The organism is Saccharopolyspora terrae, from assembly GCF_004348435.1.
Lineage (GTDB): Bacteria > Actinomycetota > Actinomycetes > Mycobacteriales > Pseudonocardiaceae > Saccharopolyspora > Saccharopolyspora endophytica.
In genome coordinates, this window is the sequence record NZ_SMKS01000032.1 from 52,389 (window position 1) to 69,526 (window position 17,138).

19 protein-coding genes are annotated in these 17,138 nt (G+C 70.2%); 7 read left to right on the forward strand and 12 right to left on the reverse strand.

The window, feature by feature from the left end:
• Positions 1 to 26: 26 nt before the first annotated feature.
• The 3 genes from E1181_RS18475 to E1181_RS18485 form a co-directional block, all read right to left on the reverse strand.
• Entirely contained in the window at positions 27 to 815 is a 789-nt protein-coding gene (locus E1181_RS18475; protein ID WP_132676448.1) for a S1 family peptidase, read from the reverse strand.
• A 671-nt stretch (positions 816 to 1,486) separates the two neighbouring features.
• Positions 1,487 to 2,146, reverse strand: coding sequence for a response regulator (locus E1181_RS18480; RefSeq protein ID WP_132676450.1), 660 nt, complete (start codon positions 2,144 to 2,146; stop codon positions 1,487 to 1,489).
• Positions 2,139 to 3,401 carry a sensor histidine kinase gene (locus E1181_RS18485; protein ID WP_132676452.1) on the reverse strand — a complete coding sequence of 421 codons (1,263 nt, stop codon included), beginning with the start codon at positions 3,399 to 3,401 and terminating at the stop codon, positions 2,139 to 2,141. The genes E1181_RS18480 and E1181_RS18485 overlap by 8 nt, the downstream gene beginning before the upstream one ends.
• A gap of 192 nt (positions 3,402 to 3,593) precedes the next feature.
• On the opposite strand from E1181_RS18485, the gene E1181_RS18490 reads away from it, so the two are divergent.
• The 3 genes from E1181_RS18490 to E1181_RS18500 all read left to right on the forward strand — a co-directional run bounded on the left by E1181_RS18490 (position 3,594) and on the right by E1181_RS18500 (position 7,129).
• Positions 3,594 to 5,090, forward strand: a complete 1,497-nt coding sequence (locus E1181_RS18490) for an ArnT family glycosyltransferase (RefSeq protein ID WP_132676454.1) — start codon at positions 3,594 to 3,596, stop codon at positions 5,088 to 5,090.
• Positions 5,091 to 5,153: 63 nt separating this feature from the next.
• Positions 5,154 to 5,651, forward strand: a complete 498-nt coding sequence (locus tag E1181_RS18495) for a PH domain-containing protein (protein ID WP_132676456.1) — start codon at positions 5,154 to 5,156, stop codon at positions 5,649 to 5,651.
• Complete coding sequence (locus E1181_RS18500; RefSeq protein ID WP_132676458.1) at positions 5,648 to 7,129, forward strand: PH domain-containing protein; 1,482 nt, start codon at positions 5,648 to 5,650, stop codon at positions 7,127 to 7,129. Before E1181_RS18495 ends, E1181_RS18500 begins: the two co-directional genes overlap by 4 nt.
• Positions 7,130 to 7,181: 52 nt before the next feature.
• Here the strand turns inward: E1181_RS18500 and E1181_RS18505 are convergent, their stop codons facing one another.
• Together E1181_RS18505 and E1181_RS18510 are read right to left on the reverse strand one after the other, a co-directional pair.
• Entirely contained in the window at positions 7,182 to 7,376 is a 195-nt protein-coding gene (locus tag E1181_RS18505) for a DUF397 domain-containing protein (protein ID WP_132676460.1), read from the reverse strand.
• The gene (locus tag E1181_RS18510) at positions 7,377 to 8,225 is read right to left on the reverse strand and encodes a helix-turn-helix domain-containing protein (RefSeq protein WP_132676462.1); all 849 of its coding nucleotides are present in this window, start codon (positions 8,223 to 8,225) and stop codon (positions 7,377 to 7,379) included.
• A gap of 126 nt (positions 8,226 to 8,351) precedes the next feature.
• On the opposite strand from E1181_RS18510, the gene E1181_RS32590 reads away from it, so the two are divergent.
• The gene (locus tag E1181_RS32590; protein WP_268952479.1) at positions 8,352 to 8,480 is read left to right on the forward strand and encodes a hypothetical protein; all 129 of its coding nucleotides are present in this window, start codon (positions 8,352 to 8,354) and stop codon (positions 8,478 to 8,480) included.
• 202 nt (positions 8,481 to 8,682) lie between these two features.
• Here E1181_RS32590 and E1181_RS18515 read toward each other — a convergent pair whose 3' ends face one another.
• Complete coding sequence (locus E1181_RS18515; RefSeq protein WP_132676464.1) at positions 8,683 to 10,416, reverse strand: pyruvate dehydrogenase; 1,734 nt, start codon at positions 10,414 to 10,416, stop codon at positions 8,683 to 8,685.
• 213 nt (positions 10,417 to 10,629) lie between these two features.
• Between E1181_RS18515 and E1181_RS32595 the strand changes: the two genes are divergently transcribed.
• Together E1181_RS32595 and bcp are read left to right on the forward strand one after the other, a co-directional pair.
• Positions 10,630 to 10,761 (forward strand): hypothetical protein, encoded by a 132-nt coding sequence (locus E1181_RS32595; RefSeq protein ID WP_268952480.1) that lies wholly within the window; start codon positions 10,630 to 10,632, stop codon positions 10,759 to 10,761.
• Positions 10,762 to 10,792: 31 nt separating this feature from the next.
• Positions 10,793 to 11,266 carry a thioredoxin-dependent thiol peroxidase gene (gene bcp / locus E1181_RS18520; protein WP_132676466.1) on the forward strand — a complete coding sequence of 158 codons (474 nt, stop codon included), beginning with the start codon at positions 10,793 to 10,795 and terminating at the stop codon, positions 11,264 to 11,266.
• A 188-nt stretch (positions 11,267 to 11,454) separates the two neighbouring features.
• Here the strand turns inward: bcp and E1181_RS18525 are convergent, their stop codons facing one another.
• The 6 genes from E1181_RS18525 to E1181_RS18550 all read right to left on the reverse strand — a co-directional run bounded on the left by E1181_RS18525 (position 11,455) and on the right by E1181_RS18550 (position 15,996).
• Positions 11,455 to 12,213, reverse strand: coding sequence for a sulfite exporter TauE/SafE family protein (locus E1181_RS18525; protein ID WP_132676468.1), 759 nt, complete (start codon positions 12,211 to 12,213; stop codon positions 11,455 to 11,457).
• Between the two features lie 57 nt (positions 12,214 to 12,270).
• Complete coding sequence (gene rdgB / locus E1181_RS18530) at positions 12,271 to 12,876, reverse strand: RdgB/HAM1 family non-canonical purine NTP pyrophosphatase (RefSeq protein ID WP_132676470.1); 606 nt, start codon at positions 12,874 to 12,876, stop codon at positions 12,271 to 12,273.
• Positions 12,873 to 13,628, reverse strand: a complete 756-nt coding sequence (rph, locus tag E1181_RS18535) for a ribonuclease PH (RefSeq protein ID WP_132676472.1) — start codon at positions 13,626 to 13,628, stop codon at positions 12,873 to 12,875. The genes rdgB and rph overlap by 4 nt, the downstream gene beginning before the upstream one ends.
• A 147-nt stretch (positions 13,629 to 13,775) precedes the next feature.
• On the reverse strand, positions 13,776 to 14,546 hold the full coding sequence (locus E1181_RS18540) for an MBL fold metallo-hydrolase (RefSeq protein WP_132676474.1): 771 nt from the start codon (positions 14,544 to 14,546) through the stop codon (positions 13,776 to 13,778).
• Positions 14,543 to 15,358: a glutamate racemase gene (gene murI, locus E1181_RS18545; RefSeq protein ID WP_132676476.1), complete on the reverse strand. Its 816-nt coding sequence runs from the start codon at positions 15,356 to 15,358 to the stop codon at positions 14,543 to 14,545. The genes E1181_RS18540 and murI overlap by 4 nt, the downstream gene beginning before the upstream one ends.
• The gene (locus E1181_RS18550) at positions 15,355 to 15,996 is read right to left on the reverse strand and encodes a rhomboid family intramembrane serine protease (RefSeq protein ID WP_235876864.1); all 642 of its coding nucleotides are present in this window, start codon (positions 15,994 to 15,996) and stop codon (positions 15,355 to 15,357) included. The genes murI and E1181_RS18550 overlap by 4 nt, the downstream gene beginning before the upstream one ends.
• 177 nt (positions 15,997 to 16,173) lie before the next feature.
• Here E1181_RS18550 and E1181_RS18555 point away from each other — a divergent pair.
• A partial coding sequence (locus tag E1181_RS18555; RefSeq protein WP_132676478.1) for an SMP-30/gluconolactonase/LRE family protein occupies positions 16,174 to 17,138 on the forward strand: 965 nt, incomplete at its 3' end.

Sequence of the window (17,138 nt, forward strand, 5' to 3'; positions counted from 1 at the left end):
GATGACAACCCCGACCGGGTCGCTCGTCAGGAGTTGATCTGCTCGGTGATCACGTCGTTGTAGGCGCCGACGCGGGCGTAGACACCCGGGAAGCCGGGCTGCGCGCAACCCTGACCCCAGGACACGACGCCGATCAGGCGACCGTCGGCGACCATCGGGCCGCCCGAGTCACCCTGGCAGCTGTCGATCCCGCCTTCCGGCACACCGGCGCAGACCATCGACTGGTTGCTGTACTCCGGGTACGCCTTGGAGCAGGTGTCGTCCGAGGTCACCGGCAGCTGAGCCATCTGCAGGTGGTCGGCCTGCTGGCCGCCCTCGGAGGTGTTGCCCCAGCCCAGGATGGTGGCCTGGGTGTCGGGGGCGTAGGCCGCGTCGTCGGCGGTGGCGAGCTCGATGGGCTGCTCCTGCACCGGGGCGCCGAGGGTCAGCACGGAGACGTCGAAGCCCTTGGTGGCGTCGGTGTACTCCGGGTGGATCCAGACGTTGGTGACGTCGGAAACCGTGCCCTCGGTGGTGCTCATGGTGGTGCGGCCGCTGACGATCTTGATGTCGGCGGGCTGCTGACCGGTGGTGCAGTGGGCGGCGGTGAGGACCTTGGTCGGGGACACCAGCGAGCCACCGCAGAACTGCTGACCGTCGGGCGTGGTCAGCGCGACGGTGAACGGGTGGTCCGCGATCTCGGCGTCCTGCCCGCCGACGATGTACGGGTTGACGTCGGCCGGGGCCGCCTGGGCGACCGAAGCCGAGGTGAGCGCGGCGACGGCGATCGCGGCAACACCGGCCATCCGAGCGAGGCGACGTGGGGCATCGACCATCGTGAATCTCCTTGTCCGAAGGTCTTGCCGCGAGAACTCGAACCGAGGGCCTGCCTTCCCCCAACCCGGCGCCCCGCAGCAATCTTGATCGAACACTAACCAACAGAAGAACAACCGCGAAAGAGAAGGATTTTGCCGCTTTTCCCCATTAACCCGCAGGTCACAAGCCCAGTGGACTAAAAAGCAATACCGAGGCGAAAACTGCTCAACCAGAAAGAACCAACGTCAGGCAAGCGACGAAGTCGCTTTCTCCGCACCCCACCAAAGCAACTCGCACCGCCGCGGGTTCTCAGACGCCCTCTGGGGAGGACGCCGCGACGCCGCGTATTGGCATACATAAGGAGTGGCGCCCGGAGCCAGAGGGCGTCTGAGGTTCCGCCACCCGCACCGCCAAGCAAAAGGACCACAGGAGAAAGATGCCCTCGGCGCACCCCGATTGCGCCGAGGGCACCCTCGTTGCGGCCGGACCCCTCCGACCGGTGCGCCATCGATCCCCGAACCGACGGCGCTGACGCGTTCCCGGCCCCGACAACCGTTCGGAACGCGTCACCTATGGTGTACCGATCTTGGGTGGAATATTCCAGAGCCAATCGGTGGAGCTCACTCGATTGATCGTTAAACCTGTTGGACCAATCCACCCGGATGGCCTAACGATCATGCAGGTCCGAGCGTCAGCGGGGCACGAGGCCCGCGTCGTAGGCGAGGAGCCCGGCCTGCAAGCGGTTCTCGCAGTCGAGCTTGACCAGCATCCGCGACACGTAGCTCTTCACGGTCGCCTCCGAAAGGTGCAGCCGCGCGGCGATCTGCGCGTTGGACATGCCGCGACCGAGGCAGGTGAGCACCTCGATCTCCCGCTCGGTGAGCTCGCGGGTCAGACCGACTGCGCGTTCCCGGGCGCTCTGCTCCCCGCCGGTGGCCGCCAGCAGTCGCCGCTTCGCCTCCTCCGAGAGGACCGTGTGCCCGTCCGCGGCGACCCGCACCAGGCCGATGAGGTCCTGCGGCGGCGTGGACTTGACCAGGAACCCGACCGCCCCGGCCCGCAGCGCGCGCAGCACGTACTTGTCGGCGTCGAAGGTGGTCAGCGCGACCACGGCGGGTGCGTCGGGCATGGTGCAGATCCGCTCGGTGGCGGTGAGCCCGTCGACGCCCGGCATCCGCAGGTCCATCAGCACGACGTCGGGCCGGTGCCGCACGACGGCTTCCACGGCGGCGGCGCCGTCCTGCGCCTCGTCGACGACCTCGATGTCGGGCGCCGAGCCGAGGATCGTGCGCAGGTGCGCGCAGACCATCGGTTCGTCGTCGACGACGAGCACCCGGATCGTCTCAGGCATCGGCGGTCTCCTCGGTGGGCACGTACCCGGGCAGTATGGCCTCCACCTCGAACCCGTCGCCGTCGGTGGCGCCGGAGCGGAAGGTCCCGCCAACCAGCTCGACGCGCTGCTGCAACCCGAGCAACCCCACTCCGCCTCCGCTGCCGGCGAGTTCGGGCGCGGGGCCGGTGGGGGCGGTGTTGCGGACGCTCACGCGCACCCGGTCGTCGCTGTAGAGCACGCGGACGTGCACGTCGGCGCCGGGCGCGTGCTTGTGCGCGTTGGTCAGCCCTTCCTGCACCACGCGGTAGGCGGTCCTGCCGACGGCCGGGGTGACCGGCGCGGGGTCGCCGTCCGCCGTGAAGTGCACGGACATGCCCACGGCCTCGGACTGACCGATGAGCTCGCGGAGGTCCGGAACGTCGCTGGGCGCGTCCGCGTGGGGCGCGTCGGCGCTGGAATCGCCGCGCTCGTCGTCGCCGCGGCGGAGCACGCCGACCAGGTCGCGCAGTTCGGCGAGCGCTTCCCCGCCGCTGGCGCGCAGGTCCTCGGCCGCGCGGTGCACCGCCGGGTCGTCGCTGGCCACGCCGAGCGCACCGGCCTGCAGCACCATCAGGTTGACCCGGTGGGTGACCACGTCGTGCATCTCCACGGCCAGCCGGGCACGCTCGTCGGCGCGGGCCTGCTCGGCGAGCAGTTCGCGCTCGTGCTCGGCGCGCTCGGCGCGTTCCCGCAGCGCGTCGGCGAGCCTGCCGCGCTCCGCGGCGTAGAGCCCGAGCACGATCGGGAACACCGTCCAGGCCGCACCGGTGATCACCACGTCCGGGTGGGGCGCGTGGCCCAGCCGCAGGCTGATCGCGGTCACCACGAGGATCAACGCCCAGGCGAGAGAGCGGTGCCCCCGCCCGTGGACGATCACCGCGTAGAGCACCCACGGCGTGACGCCGGGGACCCAGGGGTCGGTGGACACGTTGATCTGCAACAGCGGCCCGGGGCCGAACTGAATCAGCAGCGCCTGCGCGACCGAGAGCGCGGCGACGACCCACAGCAGCACCATCGGGTAGCGGCGGCGCACCAGCAGGCCCAGGCACAGCAGGTCGTTGGCGACGTGGCTGAACCACAGCCCGCCGATCCAGTCGTAGGTGCCCGGCAACGCGTCGGTCGGGTAGTAGCCCGCCACCATTCGCGGCAACACGAACAGCACGATGACCAGGCAGATGTCGAAGACGGCCTCTCGCGGGGTGTTCCAAAGAAGCCGCCAGAGCGGTCGTTTCACCAGGCCCACGTTAGGGCCGCCGAGCCCGGTTGCGAAGCCGGACACCACCGCAGGTCACCCAGGTCTAGACGAAAGTTGCACCGGGCGTGAGCGGGCACAACCTTCGTCGCCGCAGAACTCGACCAATCGCGGTGTTGATCAGCGCGCGTTCCGAGTTGACTGGTGGCACACCGAAGATTCCTGGGGGAATTCATGCTCATCGATGAACCGCACACCCGGCGCAGAGCGCCGCGGACGCTGCACCCGTCGGCGACGTGGCCGGTGCTGGGCATCGCCGGTGTCCTCGCCCTGGCGCACGCCGTCGCGGGCGCCTTCGGGGACTACTGGATCGACGAGGTCTACATGCTCGCGGCCGGGAAGTTCCACCCGAGCTGGGGTTACGTCGATCAGCCGCCGCTGACGCCGATGATCGCCGCCGCGATGGACTTCCTCGCGCCGGATTCGATGTTCGTGCTCCGGCTGCCCGCCGCGCTGGCCTCCGGCGGTGCGGTGGTGCTGATCGCGCTGCTGGCCCGCGAGCTGAGGGCGGACCGCCGCGCGCAGACCATCGCGGCGCTCGCCGGCGCGACCGGGCTGTGGAGCAACCTGGTCGGGCACTGGGTGGCGCCCTACACCTTCGAGCCGCTGCTGTGGACGGCGCTGCTGCTGCCGCTGGTGCGCTGGCTCCGGCAGCACGCGCAGGGCGTCGCCGACGACCGGCTGCTGCTGGTGTTCGGCGTGCTGCTGGGCATCAACCTGCAGCTGAAGTTCCAGGTCGTGCTCCTCTGCGCGGCACTGCTGGTCAGCGCCCTGGCGGTGGGTCCGCGAGCCGTGCTGACCCGGCCCCTGCTGTGGGCCGGCGCCGGGATCGCGCTGCTGATCGGTTCGCCGACGCTGATCTGGCAGGCGCTCAACGGGTGGCCGCAGCTGGCGATGTCGTCGATCGTCGCGCAGGAATCCCCGATGCTCTCGGGCGGTCGCGGCGGGACCGCCGTGCAGCTCGTCCTCTACGCCGGGGTGCTCGGAACCGCGCTGGTGCTGGCCGGGCTGTGGCTGCTGCTGAGCAAGGCGTGGCTGCGCCCGTACCGGATGTTCGCGGTCGCCATGATCCTGCTGTGGGTCTTCTTCGTCGTCACCGCCGGCCGTCCGTACTACCTGATCGGGATGTACGGCCTGCCGATCGCGGCGGCCACGGTGGGCCTGCAGCGGCGCAGGGAGGCCAAGCCGCCCCGCTGGGGGTGGGCGGCTTGGCCCGTCTTCGCGCTCTCGCTGGTCACCGCCGGGATGCTGATCTGCTCCGGCAACGCGATCAACCGGGAGTTCTCGACCGCGATCACCAAGGTCGACAGCGACCGGATCAGCGACGCCATCGCCCGGGACGTCTCCCGCGCCTACCTGTCGCTGCCCGCCGAGCAGCGCACCCGCACGGCGGTGGTCGGCGAGAACTACGTTTCCGCCGCGATGCTCGAAGTCGGCGGCGAGCACCACCCGCTGCCCGAGGTGTTCAGCCCGCACCGCGGCTACGGCTACTTCGACGCACCGTCCAACGAGATCGACACGATCGTCTACTACGGACGCGACGCCGAGGAGCTCCGGCCGTACTTCACCGACATCCGGCCCGCGACCCCGGGCGAGAACCTCAAGGGCTGGATCGCCACCGGCAAGACCCGGCCCTGGTCGACGATCTGGCCCGCGCTGAAATCCCTCTGACCGCACGGGTATGCGAACGATTCGACACAATCTGGGGAACAGCCCACGAAAGGGGCCTCGACGATGCCTGAAGACGGACTGCGGCTCCGCCCGCCGCGCAACCGGGTGGAACGCCGGGCGATCGCCTGGTGGACGGCGCAGGCACTGGCGCTGGTGCTGCCGCCGGTGATCGTGCTCGTGGTGCTGGGGATCCTCATCGCACCGGCCCGCTTCTGGCTGCTGCTGCCCGCGGTGCTGATCGCCGTGCTCGGCGCGGTCTACACCGCGGTCATGCCGCAGTGGCGCTACCGGGTGCACCGGTGGGAGATCACCGACGACGCCGTCTACACCTCGGCGGGCTGGCTGCGGCAGGAGTGGCGGATCGCGCCGATGTCGCGGATCCAGACCGTCGACACCGTGCGCGGACCGCTCCAGCAGCTGTTCGACCTCTCCAGCGTCACCGTCACCACCGCGTCGGCGGCCGGACCGCTGACCATCGACGGCATGGACCGCGAGCAGGCGGCCGCCGTCGTCGAGCAGCTCACCACCGCGACCCAGGCGACGCCGGGAGACGCGACGTGAGCGCCGTCGACGGGCAATGGCACCGGCTGGACGCGAAGTCGATCCCGGCGGCGGGAGCGGTCGTGGCCGCACCCGCGCTGGCCACGCTGCTGGTCATGGTCTTCGCGGGTGCCGGGACCACGCCAGTGCTCATCACGTTCCTGATCGGTCTGGGGACCGCGCTCCTCGTCGCGGGGGCCGCCACCTACCAGTGGGTGTTCTACCGGTACCGCATCACCGAGGAGCGCTTCGAGCAGCAGCTCGGCGGCCTGTTCCGCAACCACCGGTCCCTCGCGCGCGACCGCATCCGCACCGTGGACCTGACCGCGGCTCCGCACGAGCGGCTGTTCGCCCTGACCACGGTGAAGATCAGCACCGGCGCGCAGGGCACCGAGGCCACCATCCGGCTGCAGTCGATCAGGCGCTCGGCGGCGGAGGCGCTGCGCCGCGACATGACCCTCGGCGGGTCCACTGTGGAGGAATCGCCGGACGAGGGCGTGCTGTCGCGGCTCGAACCGAAGTGGCTCGGCTACTCGGCGCTGACCGTGTCGCTGATGCTGGTGGTCTGGGGCGCGATCGGATCGGCGGTCGGCTCCTTCGACCAGCTGCTGCGCAAGTGGGGCGTCTTCGACGCGCTCGGTGGCGCCGTCGCATCGCTGGGCATCGTGGCGTTCGCGCTCGTGGTGGCCGCGATCGCGCTGGTCGTCGGGGTGATCGGGGCGTTCCTGCTGTCGCTGGAGATGTGGTGGGGCTTCCAGCTCACCCGCGAACCGGGCACCCTGCGGGTCAAGCGCGGCCTGCTGACCACCCGGTCGCTGTCGCTGGAGGAGCGCAGGCTCCGCGGCGTCGAGCTGTGCGAACCGCTGCCGTTGCGGCTGGCCGGCGGCGCCAAGCTGGCGGCGGTCGCGACCGGTCTGCAGGAGCAGAAGCAGGACAACAAGCAGCCGGACAGCAAGGTCCTGCTGCCGCCCGCTCCCCGCGACGAGGCCCGGCGGGTCGCGGCGGCGGTGCTGCGCGATCAGCCCTTCGACATCGCCCTCACCCCGCACCCGAGGGCCGCGCTGCGGCGCCGGATCGGCTGGGCGCTGCTGTGCGCCCTGGCGGTCGCTGTCGTGGTGGCGGTCCTGGCGGTGCCGGGCTGGATCCCGACCACCTTCGCCGCAGCCCTCGTGGTGCTCGCGCTGCTGGCGGGCCTGAGCTTCGCCGTCGACGCCCACCGCGCCCTCGGGCACGCGATGGACGATCGATATCTGATGGCGCGCAACGGAAGCGCGCTTCGCCGCACGGTCGCGCTGCAGCGCGAGAACATCATCGGCTGGCGGATCTCCCGCACGGTGTTCCAGCGCCGCTCGGACCTGATGACCGTCGGCGCGACCACGGCCGCCGGGTCGAGCCTCTACCGGATCTACGACGTCCGCACCGGCGACGGCTTGGCGCTGGCCGACGAAGCCGTCCCGGGCCTGCTCACGCCGTTCCTGGAACGCGTTGCGGTGGAATAGGTTCCAGTTCCTGGCGGGGAGCGCCCCCCGAATCAGCGCGCTCCCCTCTGGTTCAGTCCAGGTCGAACCGGCCGCTCTTGAGGCCGCCGACGAACTCCTGCCACAACTGCGAGGCGAACTCGATGCGCCCCGCCCCCCGGTTCTTGGTGTCCCGCACACCCACGTGATCGGGCCCGAAGCCGACCTCGACGCACTGGCCCTGCCCCTGCGAGCGGGAACTGGTGCGCCAGCCGGATATTTCCGCCATCTAAAGCTCTCCTATGCGTTGTTGGATGAAATCGACCGAACCTTCCGGGTCTACCGCATGCGCTCTCAGATGGTCCATCATCGTGGCGTAGTTCGTCAGCTCGATCTCGCGCTCCAGGTACAGCCCACCCACATGGGTCTCCAGATACACCACGTCCGGGTCAATGTGGTTGGAGTAGCGCAGGATCACGAACGGACCCGCCTGCGCCGGATGCGCTCCGGCGTCCAGCGGCATCACCTGCAACGTCACGTTCGGCAGCTGACCCAGCTTGAGGATGTGCTCCAGCTGCCTGCGCAGCACGCCGTCACCGCCGACAGGTCGGCGCAGCGCGGCCTCTCCGACCACCGCCCACAGCTCCAGCGGGTTGTCGCCGGTGACCCGCTCCTGGCGCTGGATCCGCAGGTCCACGCGTCGGCCGATCTCCGCGTCGTGCGCGCGGATGAGCGTGGATTTGGTGATGGCGTAGGCGTATTCACGCGTCTGCAGCAATCCGGGGATCGCTTCGGACTCGTAGGTGTGAATGCTGGACGCCTCCGCCTCAAGACCCACGTAGGTCTCGTACCACTCGGGCAGCACGTCGCTGTAGGAGTGCCACCAGCCGCGCTTGCGGGCGTCGCGCGCCAGGTTGATCAACTGCTCGCGCTCGGCGTTGTCCACCCCGTAGAAGTCCAGCAAAGCGGACACGTCGCCGACCGACGGGGATCTCTTCGCGGTCTCGAACCGGCCGATCTTCGCCTGCGTGCAACCGAGGTGGGTGGCCGCCTGCTGCTGGGTGACCTCCGAATGCGCGCGCAGTCTGCGCAATTCGGCGGCCAGCCTGCGGCGACGAACCGTGGGACTGACTGTCATGCCCCCATCCTGCCCGGCCCACCACAACGAGTCACATCCCGATCACCCGTACGACATCTTCACGGGAAGCTTCTGCGGCGGGATGCTTGTCGTGGCGGTCCGAGCGGAGGGCCGGACCGCCACGTCATGGGGGTGACATTCCACGTGTACCTGCTGATGGCCGTGTCCGTGCTGGTCTGGGCCGTGTTCTTCGGAATGGGCCTGCTGCTCTGGCTGCGAGCAGGACGCCTGACCCCTCCCCGCGACCGCGACTGAAGCGGTCTGCTCCGCACGCGGCGCAGCCGCGAGGCCTGAAGACCACCATTGCAACTGGCACCGCCGCGGGTTCGCCAGACGTCGTCCGGCGAGGACGTCGCGACGCCGTGTATTGGTCATACATAAGGAGTGGCGCACGGAGTCCAGGCGACGTCTCAGACCCCGCTACCCGCACCGACCAGCAGAGGAACCCCCAAAGTCGTCAGGGCCTGGGCACGTTGCGCAGGTTGCTCCTGGCTAGCTGCACCATCTTTCCGACGCCTCCCGAGAGGACCGTGCGGCTGACGGCGAGAGCGAAGCCCTTGACCTGCTCGCCGGTGATGTGCGGGGGAAGCGACAGGGCGTTCGGGTCGGTCACCACGTCCACCAGCGCCGGGCCGGGCCGCGACAGCGCGTCGGCGAGCGCGTCGCGGACCTCGCCGGGCTTCTCCACCCGGACCGAGTTGATCCCGGCCGCGCGGGCGATCGCGGCGAAGTCGACGCTCTCGTGGTCGGTGCCGAAGTCCGGCATCCCGTCGACCAGCATCTCCAGCTTGACCATGCCCAGCGACGAGTTGTTGAACACCACGGTCTTCACCGGCAGCCGGTGGGTCCGCAGGCTCAGCAGGTCGCCCAGCAGCATCGCCAGCCCGCCGTCACCGGACATCGACACCACCTGGCGGTCCGGCGCGGCCAGCTGCGCGCCGATGGCCTGCGGCAACGCGTTGGCCATCGACCCGTGCACGAACGACCCGAGCACCCGGCGGCGCCCGTTGGGGGTGATGTAGCGGGCCGCCCACACGTTGCACATCCCGGTGTCCACTGTGAACACCGCGTCGTCGGCGGCCAGGTCGTCGAGCACGTCGGCGACGTACTCGGGGTGGATGGGCACCTGCGACTCGACGTTGCGGGTGTAGGCGTCGACGACCTTCTCCAGCTGTCCGGCGTGCGCGCGCAGCATCCGGTCCAGGTAGGAGCGGTCGCTCTTGGCGCTGACCTTCGGCAGCACCGCGCGGATCGTCTCGGCGACGTCGCCGTGCACCGCCAGGTCCAGCACCGTGCGTCGGCCCAGGTGCGTCGGCTCGATGTCGACCTGCACCGTGTTGGCCTGCGGCAGGAAGTTGTCGTACGGGAAGTCGGTGCCCATCAGCAGGACCAGGTCGGCCTTGTGCATCGCCTCGTGGCAGGCGCCGTAGCCCAGCAGCCCGCTCATGCCGACGTCGTAGGGGTTGTCGTACTGGATCCACTCCTTGCCGCGCAGCGCGTGCCCGACCGGTGCCTTGATCTTCTCCGCGAGCTCCATCACATCGGCGTGCGCACCGCGAGAACCCGCTCCGCAGAACATCATCGGCCGCTCGGCCCGGTTGATCTTGTCCGCCAGCGCCGCGACCTGCTCCGCCGAGGGCAGCAGCGTCGGCGGATCGCAGTCGACCACGCCCTGGCCGGTCGGCTTGGCCGCCGACTCCTCGGCCACGTCACCCGGCAGCACCAGCACCGACACCCCGCGACGACCCACCGCGGTCTGGATCGCCGAGCGCAGCAGCCTCGGCATCTGGTCGGGCTGGGAGAGCATCTCGCAGAAGTGGCTGCACTCGTTGAACAGCTCCTCCGGGTGCGTCTCCTGGAAGAAACCGGTGCCGATCTGCGCCGACGGGATGTGCGAGGCCAGAGCCAGCACCGGTGCGCCGCTGCGGTGCGCGTCGTAGAGCCCGTTGATCAGGTGCAGGTTGCCCGGACCGCAGCTGCCCGCGCACACCGCGAGCCGACCGGTGACCTGCGCTTCGGCACCCGCGGCGAACGCCGCCGCCTCCTCGTGCCGGGTGTGCACCCACTCGATGCCCTCGGTCCGGCGGACGGCGTCGACGACCGGGTTGAGGCTGTCGCCGACGATCCCGTAGATGCGCTTCACACCGGCCTGCACGAGGACTTCGATGAACTGTTCGGCGACGGTAGGCATGCGCTTCCTCCGTGAACCACGATCGAATGGGCCACCCTCCCGTCTACGCGCGGCCCATCACCCCCGCAACCCGGTAGCCCGATCGAGGGACACGGGTAACGATCCCGGCGATACCGGCGATCACCACCATGTCCGCACCGAATGCGGATTTCCCGCTCTGCGAAAGGAATTTCGACGGTGTCCGTCCGCGTCTACACCAGGTGCGCCATTGCCGTGACCACTTCGGCGCTCGCCGGACTGATCCTCGGCGGATTCCTCGTCGCCCAGCAGCAGCCGGCGCAACCGGCCATCGAGCAGGTGTCTCAGCTCACACCCGCTGCGGGCGGGGCGGCGCTGCCCGAATGACCCGTCCGGCCCATCGGCTAGCGTCGCGGGCATGAGCGAACAGAACCGACTCTCCGACGGCGACGCCGCGCCCGAGTTCTCGCTGCCGGACGCCGACGGCAACACCGTCTCGCTGAGCGATTTCCGCGGCCGCTCGGTCGTCGTCTACTTCTACCCCGCCGCGAGCACCCCGGGCTGCACCAAGGAGGCGTGCGACTTCCGCGACAGCTTCGCCGAGCTCAACGAGGCCGGGTTCGACGTGCTGGGCATCTCCCCGGACAAGCCGGCGAAGCTCGCGAAGTTCCGCGACGCCGAGGGACTCACGTTCCCGCTGCTGTCCGACGAGGACCGCGCCGTCATGACCGCGTGGGGCGCCTTCGGCGAGAAGAAGAACTACGGCAAGGTCGTGCAGGGCGTCATCCGCTCGACCTTCGTCGTCGACCCCGACGGCAAGATCGCCAAGGCCCTCTACAACGTCAAGGCCACCGGCCACGTCGACCGGCTCCGCAAGGAGATCGGCGTCTAGAAGGCGGCATTGGCCGTTGCTTCAAGTGCGGGACTCAACTCGCACCGCCGCGGGTTCTCAGCGGTTCTCTGGGGAGGACAGCCGACACGCCGTGTATTGGCATACATCAGTCTCGGATCCCGGAGCCAGAGAGCCGCTGAGATTCCGCCACCCGCACCGCCACGCAAGACGAGTGGAGGAACAGCCTTTCAGTCCAGGACCATGTAGATGGCGACGCCTGCTGCGATGACGACCACCAGGTAGCGGAGCAGGGTGGACGGGAGGCGTTGGGCGAGCTTGCCGCCCGCGTAGCCGCCGATGACCGTGGTGGGCACCAGCATCGCCACCGCGACCCAGTCCACCGGCGCGATGAGCGCGTAGACGACGAGCGTGGCGGCGCTGCCGATCATGCCCAGCCAGCTCTTGAGCGCGTTGAGCCTGCGCATGCTGTCGGTCGCGGCCAGCACGAGGATCGCGATCAGGATGACGCTGCGCGCTCCGCCGAAGTACCCGCCGTAGATCGAGGCCAGGAAGATCCCGACGGTGAGCAGCACCGTGCGGTCCGGAGCGCCCTCGGCCGGTGAGCCGAGCCACTTGCGGATGGTGTTCTGGAAGGCCATCAGCACCGCCGACAGGCCCACCAGCGCCGGGACCACGGCGTCGAAGACCTCGCCCGGCAGCACCATCAGCAGCCCGCAGCCGACCGCCGAACCCACGCACGCCGCGATCGACGTGGTCCACAGCCTGCGCGGACTGCCGGCGAGGTCGTCGCGCTGGCTGACCGCCGCGCCCACGAACCCGGGCCCCTGCGCCACCGAGTTGGTCACGTTGGCCACCAGCGGCGGCATCCCGGTCGCCAGCAGCGCCGGGAACACCAGCAGGGAGCCTCCACCGGCCACCGCGTTCACCGCGCCGGACAGGAATCCGACGACGACGAGCAGGGCCAGTTCGAACCATTCGGTGAACACGCACCGAAGTTAACCGGCGAGCCCGGTCAGACCCCCACCGGGGCGAGCGACATCACGTCAGCCGGCGAGCTCGCGCAGCGACGGGAGCAGCAGGCGCAGGGCCCTGCCGCGGTGCGAGTCGGCGTCCTTCTCCTCCGGGGACAGCTCCGCGCTGGTGCGGGTCCCGCCCTCGGGCACGAAGATCGGGTCGTAGCCGAAACCGTTGGCTCCCCGGGATTCCCGGATGATCGTGCCGCGCCACTCGCCGCGCACCACGGTCTCGCCGCCGTCGGGCAGCACGAGCGCGGCGGCGGAGACGAACGCCCCACCGCGCCGCTCGTCCGGCACGTCCTTGATCTGACCGAGCACGAGGTCGAGATTCGCCTGGTCATCGCCGTGCGCACCGGCCCAGCGGGCCGAGAGCACACCCGGCATCCCGTTGAGCGCGTCGATCTCCAGGCCTGAGTCGTCGGCGACGGCGGGCAGGCCCGTGGCGCGAGCGGCGTCGGCTGCCTTGGCGAGGGCGTTGTCCTCGAAGGTGGCACCGGTCTCCGGCGCCTCCGGGAACTCCGGCACGTCGGCCAGCCCCACGACCTCCAGGCCCGTGACGCCCTCGGCTTCGAGGATGCGGCGCAGCTCCACCAGCTTCTTCTGGTTGCGGGTGGCCAGCAGCAACCGGCTCATGCCGCGCTCCCGGGCAGCTCACCCGGGTACGGCTCGGCGAGCGCGGCTTCCTGCAGGCGAGCGAGCTCACCGCATCCGGCCAGCGCGAAGTCGAGCATCTTGTCCATGGTGGACCGCGTGTAGGTGGCTCCCTCGCCGGTGCCCTGCACCTCGACCAGGGTGCCGTGGTCGGTGGCGACCACGTTCATGTCGACCTCGGCGCGCGAGTCCTCCTCGTAGGGCAGGTCCAGGCGCACGCGGCCGTCGACGACGCCCACGCTGACCGCCTGGATCGCGCACGACAGCGGCTTCGGGTCGGACAGCCGACCGGCGGCGCCCAGCCACGTCACCGCGTCGGCCAGCGCCACGTAGGCGCCGGTGATCGCGGCGGTGCGGGTTCCGCCGTCGGCCTGGATGACGTCGCAATCCAGGGTGATGGTGTTCTCGCCGAGCGCCGCCATGTCGATGCAGGCGCGCAGGGACCGGCCGATCAGCCGGGAGATCTCGTGGGTGCGGCCGCCGATGCGGCCCTTCACCGACTCGCGGGAGCCGCGCGTGTTGGTCGCCGAGGGCAGCATCGCGTACTCGGCGGTGACCCAGCCCAGCCCGGAACCGGTCCGCCAGCGCGGAACGCCCTCCTGCACGCTGGCCGCGCACAGCACCCGGGTACGGCCGAACTCCACCAGCACCGAACCCGCAGGCCAGTCCTGGTATCCCCGCGTGATCTTCACATCGCGAAGCTGATCGTCACTACGCCCATCCGCTCTAGCCACAGCTCAACCCTAAGCCCAGACCCCGACGAGCCGTCCAAGCCCCCGGCCCCACCGGCACCATCCCCCGAACGAGGGGTGCGTTCGAATTTCGCGCGAATTTCGACTCCGAACTTTCGCCCTCGAATTTCGCGCGAAATTCGACTTCCCTCACACGTCGTAGGTGGCGCCCGCCTGGACGAGCTCCGTGGGGCCGTCGAAGGTGGCGCTGGCCTCGGCGTGGATGGCGCCGTGGTCGGTCCAGGGCACGAGGTGGGTGATCAGCAGGCGCTCGGCGGCCGCGGTCTTGGCCACCTCGCCGGCCTGGCGGCCGGAGAGGTGGACGTTCATCGGGGCGTCTTCGTGGTGCTCCCACGACGCCTCGGCGAGCAGCACGTGGGCACCGGAGGCCAGCTCGTCGAGCTGGCCGCACGGTCCGGTGTCACCGGTGTAGGCGAGCACCCGCCCCTCGGCCTCGACGCGGAACCCCCAGGTCGGGCACAGGTGGGCGACCTCGACCGCGCGGATGGTGAACGGCCCGACGGTCACCGGCTCGGTGCCGACCGGGCGGAAGTCGAAGACGTCGGACAGGTCGGTCTCGGCGAGCTCGGCGGCCGTGGGCGCGTACAGCGCGGCGAGCCGTTCCGGGGCGTTGTCCGGGCCGAACACCGGCAGCCGCCGGGCGCGCGCGTCGTACGGCGGCTGGGGCCGGTAGCGCCGGTAGACCGTCAGCGCGCCGAAGTCCGCGCAGTGGTCGGGGTGCAGGTGGCTGAAGAACAGCGCGTCGAGGTCGAACGGGTCGATGAAGCGCTGCATCGCGCCGAGCGTGCCGTTGCCCAGATCCAGCGCGATCCGGGTGTCACCGGATTCCAGCAGGTATCCGGACGCGGGCGAGTCTGGCCCGGGAATGCTCCCGGCGCAGCCGAGGACCGTCAGCTTCATGCGACAGAGCCTGACACGCGAAGCGGCAGAACGGCATCGGCCGAGGGAGCCGGACCGAGAAAGCGGCGGGCCAACCGGGCGAAGCGCTCGGGTTCGCCGGTGACCCGGAACTCGTGCTCGGGCAGGTTGTCCGGTTCGGCGAGCCGGTCCTGCTCGGTGAGCACCCGGACGACGTCCTTGGCGGTCTCCTCCGCGCTGGACACCAGCGTGACCTGCTCGCCCATCGCGAGTTGCAGCACACCGGTCAGCAGCGGGTAGTGCGTGCACCCCAGCACGAGGGTGTCGACGCCCGCCTGCTGCAGCGGGTCGAGGTAGTTCTGCGCGAGTCCCAGCACCTGCCTGCCGCTGGTGATGCCGCGCTCGACGAAGTCGGCGAACCGCGGGCAGGCCGCCGTCGTCAGCTCGATGTCCGGTGCGGCGGTGAAGGCGTCGTCGTAGGCGCGGGAGCGGATGGTGGCGTCGGTGCCGATGACGCCGACGCGCCGGTTGCGCGTGGTGGCCACGGCCCTGCGGACCGCGGGCAGCACGACCTCCACCACGGGGATGGTGTAGCGCTCGCGGGCGTCGCGCAGGCAGGCCGACGAGGCGGTGTTGCAGGCGATGACCAGCATCTTCACGCCCTCGTCGACCATCGCGTCGGTGATCGCCAAGGTGCGGGAGCGGATCTCGGCCAGCGGCATCGGTCCGTAAGGGGCGTTGGCGGTGTCACCGACGTAGTGGACGGTCTCACCGGGCAGCTGGTCCATGATCGCTCGGCTCACGGTCAGCCCGCCTACGCCGGAATCGAAGATCCCGATCGGAGCGTTGGTCACCCGGCCAGTGTGCCAGGCTCGGTGCCCGAAACCCGCCGCCGAGTGCTGCGCGCCACCAGCCACGTGGCCATCGCCCCACCGACCGCGCCGAAGAGGTGGCCCTCCCAGGAGATGCCGGGCTGGCCGGGCAGCACGCCCCAGAGCATGCCGCCCCAGTAGAAGAACAGCACCACGGCGACCAGGATCTGGGCGATGCTGCGCTGGGCGAACCCGCGCAGCAGCAGGAACACCATCCAGCCGAAGATCACGCCGGAGGCCCCGACGTGGTAGCCGGGAGCGCCGATCAGCCACGTCCCGAAGCCGGCGACGATCCACACCACGGCGGTGACGCCGATGAACTGGCGGATCCCGCCCGCGAGCAGCAGCCAGCCGAGCACGAACAGCGGCAGCGAGTTGCTGATCAGGTGCTGCCAGCCGAAGTGCAGCAGCGGCGCCCAGAGGATGCCGTCGAGACCGTCGACGGTGCGCGGGATGACGCCGTTGGCGTCGAGGTCCATCGCCTGGTTGGGCGCCGGGGTCGCCACGTCGTAGAACTCGATGCCGAACAGCACCGCGATGCAGACGAGCATGCCGAACGCGGCCCGCAGCGGATTCGCGGGCAGCACTCGCGGACGTGGGCGTTCCATCGGGCGTGTCACGCCTTCGAGCCTAGCGCCAGGAATGACCCCGGGGATCGGGATCGACCCTGATTCCGACCGCGCCGCGATTGAGCATCGAGTGCATTTCGGATCACCGGGGTTTCCGCCATCTGGCCCCATCGGATGATCTTCGCGGTAAGGTTCGGCCCCGTTGCGTTCGTGGTCGAAAGGTGAAGTGTGCACGCCCAGGTCGACATCGCAGTTCAGGCGACGGCGCGTTCCGGACAGGCGCCGACCTGGGACGTAGGCACCGAGACCCTGCTGTGGACGGATCCGCGGGCGGGCGAGGTGCACCGCTACCGCCCGGGTCACGCGAACGCGACGATGACGTTGCAGCAGCAGACCGGTGGCGCGAAGCCCCGCAGCCGAGGCGGCCTGGTGCTGCACCTGCAGGAGGGCATCGCGCTGTTCGACGCCCACGGCGAGCAGCGCACCTGGCTGGTCTACTGGGCCCGCGAGGGCGTGCAGGCGGGCGCCACGATGATCGACCGCAAGGGTCGGCTGTGGGCCACGACGATGCGCGAGGACGAGTCCGGCGACGGCTGGCTGGCGCGGGTGAACCCGGACGGCTCGGCGGGCGTGATCATCAAGGACCTCAGGGCCGGGCTAGGTCTGGCCACCAGCCCTGACGACACCCGCTTCTACATCGCCGACGCGGGCACCAGCCGCATCGAGGTCCTCGACTTCGACATCAACGCGGGCCTGATGGGCAACCGTCGCACCCTCTGCGAGGTCGGCGGTCAGCCCTCCGGCCTGGCGGTGGCCACCGACGGCTCCCTCTGGACGGCGGTCCGCGACAAGGGCGAGCTCCACCGCTACGCCCCCAGCGGCGAGCTCGCGGAGACGATCCCGCTACCGGCTCAGCGCCCCACCAACCTCTGCTTCGGCGGCCAGGACCTCCAGGACCTCTACATCACCACGGCCCACGAAGACCTCCCGTCCCCCACCACCACGGACGGCGCAGTCCTCACCCTCCGCACCACCACAGAAGGCCTCCGAGCCTTCGCCTTCACAGGCTGGCACGTGTTCGGACTGGTGCTGCTGGTCGGGATCTTCGGGGTCGGGCTGATGTTCACCGGCCTGTCGCAGGGCGCGATCGCGGCCTCGTTCGCTGTGGCCGGCACCAGCTACAAGGCCTCGGC